A 14808-nucleotide genomic window follows, 5' to 3' on the forward strand; every position below is an offset into this window, starting at 1 on the left:
CCTGTTTATATTTATCGTACCAAGCAATTTTAAACTATTACTATATGTCCATTTCAAATCAGATTATTGCCATGATCCTGGGCGGGGGGGCCGGATCGAGACTGGCGCCATTGACCAGTACCCGTTCCAAACCGGCAGTGCCCATTGCAGGAAAGTACCGCCTGGTTGATATTCCTATTTCCAATTGTATCAATTCGGATATACACCGCATGTTTGTGCTGACGCAGTTCAACTCGGCCTCGCTGAACCGCCATATAAAAAATACATACCGGTTCAGTGCCTTCAGCACTGCCTTTGTCGATATTCTTGCGGCAGAGCAAACACCGGATAACCCTACCTGGTTCCAGGGTACCGCAGATGCTGTCCGGCAGAGCCTGCGCCACCTGGGGCCTTTTTCCAGCGACTATGTGCTGATCCTTTCGGGCGATCAGCTTTACCAGATGGATTTTAATAAGATGTTGCAGCACCATAAGGATAGCGGTGCGGAAATTTCTATAGCAACCATACCGGTTGGTGATCGCGAAGCGCCGGAGTTCGGGATCTTGAAAACCGATGAGGAGCATTATATCACTTCCTTTATTGAAAAGCCATCCAAGGATGTGCTTGGCGACTGGGAGAGTGATACCGGACCGGCCATGCAGCAGAAGGGAAGGAACTACCTGGCTTCAATGGGGATCTATATCTTTAACCGGAAGCTGCTGGAATCCCTGTTGCTGAAGAAACATCCGGAGGCGACCGATTTTGGAAAGGAGATCATACCTGCGTCCATCAGTGAATATAAAGTGGCCAGTTTCCAGTACGAAGGCTATTGGACTGATATCGGGAATATTTATTCCTTTTTTGAGGCGAACCTGGAGCTGACCTCCGATATACCGGAATTTAATCTGTTCGACAATACCAAGTCGATCTTTACCCGCCCCCGTATGTTGCCGCCGGCAAAGATCAGCGGTACCACACTGGAAAAAACGGTCATCGCTGAAGGTTGTATCATCAATGCCTCGCGCATTGAGCATAGTGTGATCGGTATCCGGTCCCGGATAGGTTATGGTTCCACTATTGTAAGCTGTTACATCATGGGGAGCGACTTTTATGAAACGATCGAGGACCTGAGCCGGGATCAGAATAAAGGTATACCGCCTATCGGTATCGGAAAGCGCTGCTACCTGCGTAACTGCATCATTGATAAGAACTGCCGTATCGGCGACGATGTACGGATGAATGGGGGCACACATCTCGAAAATACGGATCATGAATTGTATACAGTAAAAGACGGGATCATAGTGGTGAAAAAAGGCGCAGTCCTTCCCAGCGGGTTTGTGGTCTAGCCCCGGCAACAACGGATTCCCGTTGCTCCGGCTAACGCGGAACGCTTCCGCGAAACTATCTTTTATACAGGAAAGGGGTTGGGATGTACAACCCCTTCTTTAAAAATAAATTTTAATGTGTATTTAATACATATTAAATTTGCTGTTTAAATATGCTTGCTATGGCTGCAACAATAAACGACTCCCGGCCTAAATTATCCCTGTCGGAGATCATCAACATGAGTGTCGGGTTCTTTGGAATCCAGTTTGGCTGGGATCTGCAGCGTGCCAATATGGGGCGGATCTACGAAAACCTGGGTGCCAACCCGGACCAGGTACCGCTGCTGTTCCTGGCAGCTCCGCTCACCGGTTTGCTGGTACAACCTGTTATCGGATACCTGAGCGATAAGACCTGGCATCCCCGCTGGGGCAGGCGGCGGCCTTATTTTATGATCGGCGCGCTGATCAGCTCCATCGCGCTGCTCTTTATGCCGCACAGCAGCGCCCTTTGGATGGCGGCCGGGTTGCTATGGGTGCTGGATGTTTTTGGGAACGTGGCCATGGAGCCTTTCCGTGCCTTTGTAACTGATAAATTGCCGGACAGCCAGGTAAACCGGGGCTTTATTATGCAGAGTTTTATGATCGGGCTGGGAGGAAGCATCGCATCGGCCCTGCCCTGGATGATGAAGAACCTGTTTCATTTTCAAAACACCGCAGCGCCCGGCGACATTCCGGAAAACGTAAAATGGTCTTTTTATCTGGGCGCTTTCTTTTTCCTGGCTTCCGTTTTATACACCGTGTTCACCTCTAAGGAATACCCGCCGCAGGCCCCGGGCCATAAGGAAGAAGCAACAAAATCGCGCAGGGGATTTGGTGGTGGGTTTGGGGAAATCATGCATGCATTGCGAAATATGCCGCCCAAAATGCGGATCATTTCACTGGTGCAGTTCTTTACCTGGCCGGGCCTGTTCCTGATGTGGTTTTACTATACCACGGCTGTGGCCGTAAATGTATTTGGAGGCAAAGATGCTAATGACCCGGTGTACGCGGCCGGCGCAGATTTTGGAAGCCTCACCCTGGCGTATTATAGTGTGGTTACCTTCCTGTTTGCACTGGTCCTGCCTGTAATTGCGGACCGGCTGGGCCGGAAGGCAACGCATGCTTTATGCCTGCTGGCGGGCGCGCTGGGCCTTATCAGCGTGGCCTGGGTTACGGATAAATATATGTTGTTTGTTTGTATGACGGGCGTGGGCATTGCCTGGGCCAGCATCCTGAGCATGCCTTATGCGATGCTGAGCGGTGTGTTACCCAAAGACAAAGTGGGGATCTATATGGGTATTTTTAATTTCTTTATAGTATTGCCCGAGATCATCGCTTCATTGGGCTTTGGATGGCTGATGCGTAATGTATTGCACAACGACCGGTTACTGGCCGTGCAGGTGGGCGGAGCTTTGATGATTGTTGCGGCAGTTATTTGTTTTTTGTTGGTGAAGGAGGGTAAGGAAAGGTGTCTGGTTTAAAGTTTCAGGTTAGATTCGTTGGTTGCCTGGTGCCTGATATCTCATCCCAGAGCTTATGACATTGCGGACTGATAGCTGGCAACTGAGTCTGATCACTGAAGGCTAATGAGCGTTCCTGGTTTGAGGTTTGGATCCGTTTGATACCCGAAGATCGGGTCCGCAACACATCTCTCTTTTCACTAAGAAGCTTCAGGTTTTAATGGGGGCGAAGATTGTTGAATGTTGTTTAAAGTTCAATGTTCCACGTTAGCGCTGCATCTTTTCTTCAAATTATGGCCGATAGCTGATTACTGATAAAAATGAATGATAATGAAAAAATGGATTTTATTCTTATGCATGGGTATGATGCTGCAGTTTGCCCGTGCGCAATATGAGCTGTACCCAACCAACTGGTGGGTGCATATGAAATGGAACCAGGTGCAGGTACTGGTACGCGCGCCTGGCAAAGATCTGAAGACGCAGACGGCATCCGTTCAGTATCCCGGTGTAAAGCTGGAGAAGGTTTCGCGGTTTGAGAACCCGCATTATATGGTGCTGCACCTGGCGATAGGGCCGGCCGCCCGTCCGGGTATCGTAAATATAAAGATCGGTAAGGATGTGGTACAATGGCCCCTGGGAAGCCGGCGGACGGGGAACGGCACCGCCTTTGCCAACGGTGCTACTTCAGCGGATCTGATCTACCTTATTATGCCGGACCGGTTCAGCAACGGGGACCCCTCCAACGACCGGGTGCCGGGTATGCGGGATCAGTCGCTGAACCGGGATTCCGTTTTTGAGCGGCATGGCGGAGATCTGAAAGGGGTAGAGGATCACCTGGATTATTTAAAAGACCTGGGAGTTACTGCCATCTGGCTGAACCCCGTTCTTGAAAACGATATGCCGGACCGTACGGAACACGGGTATGCGTTTACCAATCATTATAAAATTGATCCCAGGATCGGTGGCGCCCCGGCGTATAAAAGCCTGGTTCGGGCGGCGCATGCAAAGGGAATCAAAATGATACAGGATGCAGTGTATAACCATACCGGCCTGGAGCACGTACTGTTCCGGGATCAGCCGGACAGCAGCTGGTTTCACCGCTGGCCAAAATTTACGCAGACCAACTATAAAGACCAGGCGGTATTTGATCCCTACGGCTCCAAAATTGATAGGAAAATAATGGAAGACGGGTGGTTTGTGCCCTCTATGCCGGATTGGGATCAAAGCAATCCCTTTGTTCAGACGTTTTTAATACAGCATGCATTATGGAGCGTAGAGGAGTTTGGCATTGATGGCTGGCGGGTAGACACTTATGCCTATAATGATCTTCCGTTTATGAACCGGTGCAACCAGGCATTGTATAACGAGTATCCCCGCATCAGTATTTTTGGTGAGACCTGGGTGCATGGAGTGCCCAACCAGAGCTACTTTTGCCAGAACAACTATGCCATTCCTTTTAAAAGTAACCTGCAGGCAACCACCGATTTTCAGACCCTTTTTTACGGGATCATTCCGGCTGTTACACAGCCTTTCGGTTGGACAGAAGGGGTCAACAAGCTCTATACCACGCTGGCCCAGGATTTTGTTTACAAAGATCCGATGCGGCAGGTGATCTTCCTGGATAATCATGACCTGTCCCGTTTTTACTCCGTGGTGAACGAAGACACGGCCAAATACAAACTGGCATTTGCCTGGTTGCTCACCGGAAGAGGGATCCCGCAGATGTACTATGGCAGCGAGGTATTGATGAAGGGAACAACCTGGCCCAACGACGGGTATGTACGCCTGGATTTTCCGGGCGGATGGAAGGGCGATGCGCAGGATAAATTTACAGCGGCAGGACGCACAGAAAAGGAAAATGCAGTATTCGATTATATCCGCGCACTGGCTAATTACCGGAAGCGCTCATCTGCCATAACCAGCGGAAAGCTGCTGCAGTTTGCACCCTACGATGGGGTATATGTGTATTTCCGGTACGATGACCGGCAAACCATTATGTGCGCGATGAATACCAATAATAAACTTGCAACCATTGCTACATCAAGGTTTGGGGAGGTGCTTCAGCGCTTTAGACAGGGAACGGATGTGGTCCGTGGAAGCCGTGTTGCGCTGGGCGATTCGCTTGCGCTGCAGCCGATGTCAAACCTGGTGTTGGAATTGCAGTAGGCTAAAGTTCCATGTTTCTGGTTTGACGCTTGATGTCTGCGTTAGCTCTGTTTTTATGCTTGAAAGATTTTCTTTGGTTCAAGGTTTAGCGTTCAATGTTGCAAGCCAGAGCCGTGTTTTTGCTCAATGTTGAACTTTCACATTTCCACATTCCCATATTTCGACATTTCTATATTTTCAAATCCTGAGCTGAAGACTGACGGCTGATAGCAATATTCTATTGATGATCAAAACTAAAGACTGATAGCTGACAACTGATCACTAAAGAAACGTTCTCCAGATCAACGTATTGGTGAATTTGCTTCCCCCGGTCCATCGTTTCCCGTACTCATTGAGTGCATTCATCACGAATGCTTCGGTAACTTTTTTACCCTTGGAGGGGGGCTTAATGGCAACTGCAGGATCCAGCTTTAAAGAAGTGGCGATCCAGCTGGTATAAAGCCGGGGTACCGTCACACCCAGGATAAGGCCCGGTAATCCATGCAGTCCCATGGGTCCACCAGTTACGGGGATCTCTTCGGTGTAATAGGCAAATATATAAACACTGTCAAACAGCACGGCGCTTGCCTTGCGGCAATTAAAACCGGCAATGACGGTGGTTTCGGTTGGGCTGAGTTTCCACCGGATCTTCCGGAGATCGCCTTCCACGATATTGTAGTTGTCGATGGTGATGAGGTTTGTGTACTTTTGGGTACCATAGTCATTATACCAGATGTTATCTTCTTCCACGCCGCTTAGCCAGCTGCCGATCTTTTGTTTATCGCCGGTATGATCAAATTTATAGAGGCCTTTATTGTCCTGGAAGGAGAAATTGTAGTAGTTCACAGAGAATGCCGGGATCTTATCCAGCAGGGCCCTGCTCCACATATCATCCTCCGCTTCCAGTCCCTTTTTGATATTGGTCTTTACCTCGTACTCGACGGTGCCGCTGGTGATGAATTTTTGGGCATGCACGGGGATTGCGGTTAATAAGACTGCCAGGGCCAGGAATGTTATCAAATATTTCATGATGCCGTTATTTTATTTTGCGGGTGAAGGGGTTTTGTTACTGTTGAGGTTCCATACAAAGGACAACAGGTAAAATCTTTTGAGCACTGTCCGGTAGGTTTCGGTAAACCCATACCGGTTGTAGCCGGTTTTCTGGTTAAGGATATCGTTTACCCGGAACCAGAGCTCAAATTCATTTTTGTGAAAGCGCTTGATGGCCGAAGCATTCCAGATCGTGAAATTTACATTGTTGGCAAAGTCCGGTGTTTTTTGCCGGTAGGTGCCGTTCACATCGGTTCTGAGTTCAAAATCCTTGGTGATTTTTGCAGTAACATCCCCATTAATACCATACGACCAGTATTTTTGGTTAACGCGGGTATTTACCGTGGCCCTGGTATTGTTATATCCTGCTTCCGGACGTATCCAGATAACGAATTTCTGATCCTGGATCGCCTTTCGTACGCTGAAGCCGAGCTCATAGGTATTCCGGGTGGTTGTGTTTTGAACCGGGCTGGAGCTGTTGCTGTTCCGGATAAATTCAACAGATCTTCCGCCGTTAATGCCGGGGTTGATGTTAAATTGTATATCCGCTTTTTTTAGCTTGAACCCATAGCCAAGATAGGCATAAAGATTGGAGACTCCGTTCGCATTTACAGTCTGGTATTTCCGGACCAGGCTGGTATAATCATTCAGGCTTGCAAAAGCATTTTGGGTAAAGCTGTAGCTCATATAAACGTAGATGTTACGTTGTGTAAGCATTTTCCAGGAATTATATCCCATGTTAAATGAATGCCTGAAGGATGGCTTCAGGTCAGGATTTCCAACACGCAGGTTCAGCTGGTCTGTATTGTCAACCACCGGTTGCAGCATATCCAGGGAAGGAGCATTGGCACTACCGTTGTAGCCCCCGTAAACGCTTTCAGAAGGCTTTAGCTTGTAGTTAAAGTTTGCTCTTGGATAGTAGTTGGTAAAATGGTAGGGATTGCTGCTGTTGTCGGTATGGTTGATCCGTTCATATTGATTAAAGTTCACCGAACTTCCAAAAGAATAATTGTACTTTTTCTTGTTCACCCGGAAATTTACGCCAGGGGCATTACTGGTATTGTTGAATTCAAAGTCGTTGCTGTACAAACCATTCAATTGATCATAATTGCCGGAGCTGCCTTTATCGTAGCTGGAACGCTTGCGGGCGGAGTTGCTTTTGCTGAAGGCATAGCTGAATTCGAGGTAAAAATCTTTTATAATCGGTTCTGTATAGGCAACACGTGCATTTACCGATTTTGCTTCATTCGTGTTGGTGCGCTGCTGGTCGATGAGGGCCGTGGAGTCCGGTACATCTCCCAGTGTTTTGAAAAAATCTGCTTTGGAATACTGGTAACCATTGTTTTCGGAGCTGCTGTAATTGATACCTGCCGTGGCAGAAAAAGTGCGGTATTGTTTTTTGAACTTGTGCGTCCATAATACATTGGCATCAATTCCCCCGTTATTGGTTTTATCGGAGCTCCGGGCCTCGCTCCGGGTAATGAACCGGCCCGCTTCGGTCAGGTTCTCCGTATATTGGTTGCCATCGGTTTCCAGGAGCCCCTTATTCCCGTTGGCGCGGATCCTTACAGTGTTCATGGAGTCGATCTTATCTTCTACCATCAGGTTCATACGGTGGCGGGTATTGGAACTGAAACTATTGCTTACGGAGTTGTTGCGCCAGGTTGAATCCGGTGCAAATAAAATGGAGTTGCTGCGGGTATAAGAGGGGGCATTGATCTTTACAAATTTATACCCGGTGTTCAAACCAAGCTTGTCTTCACGGAATTTATTGCTGTAATGAAAACCGGCATTCCAGTTGGTCGGGATCCCATCACTCCAGTTATCACCGCCTCCAAAATACATCATCACACTGCCGTCGTCCGATACCTGCATATTATCATTGTCGCCTCCGTATTTTTCCTGGTCATCCCAGTTCAGGTTCAGCATACCGGTATTGCTCATAATGCCATAGGCGGCTATTTTCCGTTTGGCTTTAAAGGCATTCAGCATAACGGAGTTGTTGAATTTGTTTGCTCCACCGGTTTCTGATTTATCTTTCAGGCCGCCCCCCAGTTCAATTTTTCCAAAGTATCCTTTCTTTTTATCTTCTTTCAGCTTCAGGTTGAGGGTTTGTTTACTTTTGCCATCATCGATGCCGGTAAAAGCTGCCTGGTCGCTTTTTCCCTCGTATACCTGTACTTCTTTTATATTGTCGGCCCGCAGGTTCTTGGTGGCAATGCCCGGGTCGCTTCCAAAAAATTCTTCACCATCCACCAGTACCCTTTCCACGGTTTTGCCCAGTGCGGTGATCTTCCCGTCCTTATCCACCTGGAACCCCGGCAGCTTTTTTAAAAGTTCTTCAACATTGGCCCCTTCTGCAACTTTAAAGCTATCGGCAGTAAAAACGGTGGTATCGCCCGACATAAAAATGGCCCTGTTGCCCTTTACGATTACTTCCTCCATGAGTTTGATCCTGGAGAGCAAATGGATCGTTTTGAGGTCAGAAACGGCGTTGGCGGCGAGTGCTGTATTTTCAAAAACATCGGCAAAGTAGGGATGGGTGATCATGATCACGTACCGGCCGGTATCCAGCCCGGAAACCTGGAACGCCCCGTCTTTCGAGGTCCGGGTAAAGCCAGCCAGTGATGAATCTGCTGCGTTCATAACCGTTACCAGGGCATTGGTCAGGTCCTTGTGCTCCGTGGTGTCGGTAAGCTGTCCTTTGATGGCTCCGGTTGACTGGGCTTTTGCCGCCTGGATGCAACAGGCGAACAGCAGCAATAAGACGAATCGTTTGACTCTCATTGATCGTGTTTTGATGATGGGTTTATATGGTGATCAGGGCTGTGTTTCATTAGAACAGCCACTGCCGGCAAATCTACGAAAATTACGTAATAAAACTAACAAGGTAGTTGTTTTTTATAAAAAAGTCCTCCAATAGGTCGGGTTAATGTATTTCTGCTGATCCTTGCCCCAGTTTTTGCGAAAGCCCAGGAAGATGTCCTTTAATTTGGGCTCTGTGATCTTTTTGCCTTTTGATGGGGGAGTAACCGCTGCATTTTCGCTCTTTAGCGACACCGTAGTAGCAACCCAGCTGGTATGCAGGCGGGGTACGGTAATGCCAAGGATCATGCCCGGGAGCCCGTTAAAATTCATAGGACCACCGCTGATGGAGATCTCATCCGTATAGTAGGCAAAGACATAAACGCTGTCGAACAGTACCGTACTGGCCTTTCTGCAGTTAAAGCCGGCGATCACCGTATTTTCATTGGGGCTGATCTTCCATTCCATTTTGGGTTGTTCTCCTTCCACCAGGTAAGTATCGTCGTTCCGTACAGCAATCCTTTTGAGGAAAGTTCCTTTGCCGTAGTCATTGAAATAAACATCGTCATCATAGTTCTCCTGGAACCAGGTAGGCAGCTTTTGTACATCGGCGTTGCGCGCAAATTTGTATAGGGACTGGTTGTTGGCAAAAGTATAAGTGAAATAATTGGTGGTAAACTGGGGCAGTTTGGAAACCAGGTCTTTCCAGAAGGCATCGTCCTCATCTCCGTAATCCATAGATTTTCGTACGGCCTTGCGGGATTCAAACTCAATGGTGCCAGCGGTAATGAATTGCTGTGCATCTGTATGTGTCCAACAGATCAGCAGGAGGATGAGGAATCGTTTTTTCATGTTGATCCTTTTATTTTTTTGCAGGAGATGCACCGTTCCTGGTAATATTCCAGATAAAGGAAACCAGCCAGAGCCGCCGCAGCGTGTTCCGGTACGAGTCGGTAAAGCTGTAACCCGAACGGCTTTGTGTGTATCCGCGGTTCTGATCCAGGATATCATAAACGCTGATGCGGGCTTCAAATTCCTTTTTATGGAAGGATTTGGTCAGGAACGCATTCCAGATGGTAAAATTATTGTTGGCAGGGAAGCGCGGGTCTTTTTGGCGGTAGGTGGCATTCAGGTCGGTTTTGATCTCAAGGTCCCTGGGCAGTTTTAAATTGCCATAGATATTGAACCCATAAGACCAGTAGTTGTAATCCGAAAGCTTGTTAACCGATCCCCTGGAAGTATTGTACCCGATCGTGGGCGACCAGTATATATAGTATTTGTCTGCCTCGTCCTTGCCAACAGAGAGGTTCAGATTATAGTTGTTGTTCTGTGTTTTGTTCTTGACGGCCGCACTGCTTTGGGTCATTACAAAGTCTACGTTGTTATTAACGGAAAGGCGGGCCCCGGACCCCAGCCGGATCCCGGATTTTTTGAGTTTAAAGCCGTAGTCAATATATGAACTTAAATAAGAAACGCCACCCGTGTTTACGGTATAATAGGTACGCACCGCATTGGAAAACTGGCTGAAGGTGGTAAAAGCATTGCTGGTGAACCCGTAAACAATGGAGGTCCAGAGATTGCGCTCTGTAGACATTTTAAAGGAGGAATACGACAGCCGGAAAACATTGGAGAAAGAGGGCTTTAAGTCCTGGTTCCCTTTTTTGATATTGGTAGGGTCCGAGTTGGTGATGATGGGCTGAAGATCGTTTAGTGAAGGCGCGCTGGAATTGCCATAATAGGTTGCCAGCAGGCGTACCGATTGTTTGGGCATGTAGCGGATCTCCCCGCGGGCGGTATAGTTGACAAAGTCATAAGGCCGGTCGGTACCATCGGTGCGGTTGTATTGCTCCGTACTGGTAAAACCTGCAGATCCGCCGATGGTGGCATTGAGTTTCTTTTTGTTGAGCTTGAAATTCACGCCGGGGCTGTTGGCCATTACCTTATACAGGAAATCGTTACTGAGGCTGTCCGTAAACTGATCGTACTGTCCGGAAATGTCGTTATAGCCATATACTTCCCGGTCGTTGACGGAACGGGTAGAAGAAAAACCATAGTTCAGTTCCATATAGGTATCCTTCATTAACGGTTCCGTATAAGAGACGCGTGTATTCAGATTCCGGTTCTCATATTGACCCAGTGTGTGCTGGTCAATTTTCCGGATATCGGAAGTGTCGCCGTTCTTAAAGGAAACCAGGCTGGAATAAAGAAGCTCATCCGTATTGGTTTTACTATAGTTGCCCCCGATATTGACGGAAAGGGTGCGATACAGTTTTTTGAATTTATGCATCCATAGTAAGTTGGAAGTAAGCGCGCTGTTGTCCGATTCCATTTTACCGTGACGGTTATTGGAGTAAATGAGCTGTTCATCGTTCATGGTACGGGCATCTTCAAAATAGGTGAATGCCGCGTTGGAATTATTGCTGTTTCCCCTGGTGGTAAATTTGAGGGTATTCATCGAGTCCAGTTTGAACTCCAGCGTAAGATTGGCCGCATGTTTCAGGGAAGAGGTATAGTTGTTTCTTTTTTCGTGCGATTTCCAGGCGGAGTCTGCAAGGTAGTTGGCACCAAATGTTTCCAGGGTGGCCGGCGTGTTTATTTTTACTAACCGGTATCCCGCGTTCAGGCTTTGCTTGTCCATGTTGAACTTATTATTGTAATGCAGCCCCAGGTTCCAGTTAGTAGGAGTCCCTTCACTGGAAACATAGTCGTCATCGTTCCAGTCAAACTGCATATCCCCGTTATCGCTCACCTGCACACCGGAAGAGCTGGATCCGTATTTGTCCTGGTCCTGCCAGTCGAGGTTGAGTTTACCTGTATTGCTCATGATGCCATAGGCAGCGATCTTGCGTTTTCCTTTAAAGGCATTCAGCATAACCGCATTATTGAATTTATCCTGCTCGCCTTCGCGCTTTCCCTTTAGGCCGCCCCCTGCTTCGATCTTTCCAAAGTATCCCTTCTTCCGGTCCTCTTTTAGTTTGAGGTTGATCGTTTGTTTCGACTGGCCGTCGTCGATACCTGTAAAGGCCGCCTGGTCGCTTTTGCCTTCGTAAACCTGTACTTCCTTTACATTATCGGCCTTTAAATTTTTGCTGGCAATGCCAGGATCATCTCCAAAAAATTCTTCACCGTCTACCAGCAGCCGCTCTACCTTTTTCCCGAGGGCGGTGATCTTCCCGTCCTTATCCACCTGAAATCCCGGAAGCTTGCGGAACAGCTCTTCTACATTGGCCCCTTCGCTTACTTTGAAACTATCGGCGGTAAATACGGTGGTATCGCCCGACATGAACATTGCCTTGTTGCCTTTTATGACCACTTCTTCCATCAGTTTCATTTTGGATAGCATTTGGATAACCCCCAGATCCAGTTGCTGCTGCGGCGCCAGTGTGACCGTATTGAAATATTCGGCAAAATAGGGGTGGGTGGTCATCATAATGTACCGGCCGCTATCAAGTTGGGGTATTGAAAAATGGCCTTTTTCATCGGCCCGTGTAAACGAAACCAGGACAGAATCCTTTGCCCTTAGGAGCGCAACAACGGTTGACCGGAGGCTTTTGTGCTCAGAAGAATCGACCAGCTGGCCCTTCAGTGCTGCTTTTTGGGAATACGCTGCCAGTTGCAGCATGGCAAACAGTAGCAGGAAAATCGTCTTTTTTATTCTCATTGGTTATTGTTGGATGGTTTGTTCCCAAAGGCAAATATGTTTGTGACGCAAAAATGAATGTTTTCCATAATACATGCCCGATTGTTGAGGATAAAATACGTTAAAGTATACAAAAAATGTGATGAGCACCGGTAAATACGGGATTAAAATCTCCCGCAGGAATATTCCTGAAAAATGTTGTACATTGCTGAACAACTGTTCATATGCCAATTGATATAAAGAAGATCCAGGAAACATTTGAAGCCGCAAACTTTATTGATACAACCGGTGCGGTCTGGAACTATTCCCTGCTTACAGATGATGATGTGCAGAACTTTCAGAACGGGACGCATTACGCGTTGTATGAAAAGTTCGGGTCGCATTCCATAGAGGTGAACGGAAACTGGGGAATGTATTTTTGTGTATGGGCCCCCAATGCCCGTTTTGTATTTGTGACCGGCAATTTCAATGACTGGAGCAAGGTTACCCATCCTTTAACTGCAAGATGGGATCAAAGCGGGATCTGGGAAGGATTTATCCCCGGGTTTAAGTTGGGAGAGCTGTACAAGTATCATATTGTTGGCACAGAAAATACCGTAACGGATAAAGGCGATCCCTTTGCCAACTACTGGGAGCTGCGGCCAATGACGGCTTCGATCACCTGGGATCTGCATTATAGCTGGAAGGACCGGGAATGGATGGCGAACCGGAAAAAAAAGAATGCGCTGGATGCTCCCTGGAGTGTGTATGAAGTACACCTGGGCAGCTGGCAGCGGCCTGATCCCTCGGACGAGCATTCCTATAATTCCTACGATCAGCTGGTGGCCCGGCTGGTGCCCTATGTTAAGGAAATGGGATTTACCCATGTGGAACTGATGCCGGTAACTGAATATCCCTTTGATGGCAGCTGGGGCTACCAGACTACAGGATATTTTGCACCTACTTCCCGGTTTGGCGATCCGCAGGGGTTTATGCGCCTGATTGATGCATTTCATGCAGTGGGCATCGGGGTGATCCTGGACTGGGTGCCTTCGCATTTTCCTTATGATGCACATGGCCTTTACCTGTTCGACGGTGAACATACCTATGAATATGCCGATATGCGGAAGGGATACCATCCGGATTGGAATTCTTATATCTTTAACTATAAGCGGGGGGAAGTGAAATCATTCCTGATCAGCAGCGCCCGGTTCTGGCTGGATCAATTCCATATTGACGGTTTGCGGGTAGATGCCGTTAGTTCGATGCTAAAGCTGAATTACTCCCGTAATGAAGGCGAATGGGAGCCCAATGAATTTGGCGGAGACGGTAACCTGGAGGCCATCACTTTTATTAAACACCTGAATGAAACCATTTACCGCGATTTCCCGGATGTGCAGACGATCGCCGAAGAAGCCACCGACTGGCCGGGTGTGTCACGGCCTACTTTTGAAGACGGCCTCGGCTTTGGAATGAAATGGATGATGGGATGGATGCATGATACGCTTGATTATTTTAAGCTGGACCCCATACACCGGAGGTATCATCAGAATGATTTTACCTTCAGCATGATGTACTACTATGACGAAAATTTTATGCTGCCGATCAGCCATGATGAAGTAGTGCACGGAAAAAGTCCGCTGATCTTTAAAATGCCCGGGGATCTCTGGCAGAAGTTTGCCAACCTGCGCCTGTTCTTTACTTATATGTGGACGCATCCTGGCGCGAAGCTGTTATTTATGGGGTCAGAATTTGGACAAACAAGCGAGTGGGATTATAAATCGGAACTGGACTGGTCTTTATTACAACATAACAGTCATAAGGGTGCACAGGAATGTTTGCGTGCGCTGAACAGGGTGCTGGTTACCGAACCTGCCATGTATGTGAACCAGTTTCGGACAGAGGGGTTTGAGTGGGTAGACCTGGAGCATCGTGCAGAAAGCGTTATGGTATATAAGCGGAAGGGCACCCGGCCGGAGGATGACCTGCTGGTATTGCTGAATATGACCCCGGAAGTGCGCTACAACTGGGTTGTAACCGTTTCCGGAAAGGAATATACAACAGAATTGTTTAACTCGGATGCCAGCCTATACGACGGGACCGGCGATGTGTTTAACAAAGATATCCGTATCGAATTAACAGATGAAGCAACGCAGCAATACCGGATCACCATCAACCTGCCGCCGCTGGCAGGGATCATTCTGAAATAGGCAATAGGCATCAATAGCCAATCGCCGATGGTTCATGGCCGCGATCGGTTATAAGAACGCGCCCTGCTGAGCCAGGCGCCGGCGTTTTCAGCGGTCAGCCTTCAGCTGCCCACCGGTAGCTAAAAGCTGTTTTCAACAATCTCCAACCACATCCAAGCTCCCGGTGGCCAGTGGAG

General features: G+C 48.0%; 8 protein-coding genes. 4 read left to right on the forward strand and 4 right to left on the reverse strand.

All coding sequences use genetic code 11. The features are described from left to right. Nucleotides 1–44: 44 nt before the first annotated feature. The 3 genes from BLS44_RS05470 to BLS44_RS05480 all read left to right on the forward strand — a co-directional run bounded on the left by BLS44_RS05470 (nt 45) and on the right by BLS44_RS05480 (nt 4969). On the forward strand, nt 45–1325 hold the full coding sequence (locus tag BLS44_RS05470) for a glucose-1-phosphate adenylyltransferase (RefSeq protein ID WP_090389022.1): 1281 nt from the start codon (nt 45–47) through the stop codon (nt 1323–1325). Between the two features lie 161 nt (nt 1326–1486). Next, nucleotides 1487–2824, forward strand: a complete 1338-nt coding sequence (locus tag BLS44_RS05475) for an MFS transporter (RefSeq protein ID WP_090389023.1) — start codon at nt 1487–1489, stop codon at nt 2822–2824. Between the two features lie 309 nt (nt 2825–3133). Beyond that, nucleotides 3134–4969 carry a glycoside hydrolase family 13 protein gene (locus tag BLS44_RS05480; protein ID WP_090389024.1) on the forward strand — a complete coding sequence of 612 codons (1836 nt, stop codon included), beginning with the start codon at nt 3134–3136 and terminating at the stop codon, nt 4967–4969. Between the two features lie 261 nt (nt 4970–5230). Here the strand turns inward: BLS44_RS05480 and BLS44_RS05485 are convergent, their stop codons facing one another. The 4 genes from BLS44_RS05485 to BLS44_RS05500 form a co-directional block, all read right to left on the reverse strand. Beyond that, nucleotides 5231–5977, reverse strand: a complete 747-nt coding sequence (locus BLS44_RS05485) for a GLPGLI family protein (protein WP_090389025.1) — start codon at nt 5975–5977, stop codon at nt 5231–5233. Between the two features lie 12 nt (nt 5978–5989). Beyond that, a complete protein-coding gene (locus BLS44_RS05490) occupies nt 5990–8785 on the reverse strand; it encodes a TonB-dependent receptor (protein ID WP_090389026.1) in 2796 nt (931 codons plus the stop codon). A gap of 114 nt (nt 8786–8899) precedes the next feature. After that, complete coding sequence (locus BLS44_RS05495; protein ID WP_090389185.1) at nt 8900–9655, reverse strand: GLPGLI family protein; 756 nt, start codon at nt 9653–9655, stop codon at nt 8900–8902. 10 nt (nt 9656–9665) lie between these two features. Further along, a complete protein-coding gene (locus BLS44_RS05500; protein ID WP_090389027.1) occupies nt 9666–12464 on the reverse strand; it encodes an outer membrane beta-barrel protein in 2799 nt (932 codons plus the stop codon). 203 nt (nt 12465–12667) lie between these two features. On the opposite strand from BLS44_RS05500, the gene glgB reads away from it, so the two are divergent. Continuing rightward, nucleotides 12668–14632 carry a 1,4-alpha-glucan branching protein GlgB gene (gene glgB / locus BLS44_RS05510; RefSeq protein ID WP_090389029.1) on the forward strand — a complete coding sequence of 655 codons (1965 nt, stop codon included), beginning with the start codon at nt 12668–12670 and terminating at the stop codon, nt 14630–14632. The last annotated feature ends 176 nt before the right edge of the window (nt 14633–14808 follow it).

The sequence above is a fragment of the Niabella drilacis genome, assembly GCF_900101395.1.
In the GTDB taxonomy this organism is placed as follows: Bacteria; Bacteroidota; Bacteroidia; order Chitinophagales; family Chitinophagaceae; genus Niabella; species Niabella drilacis.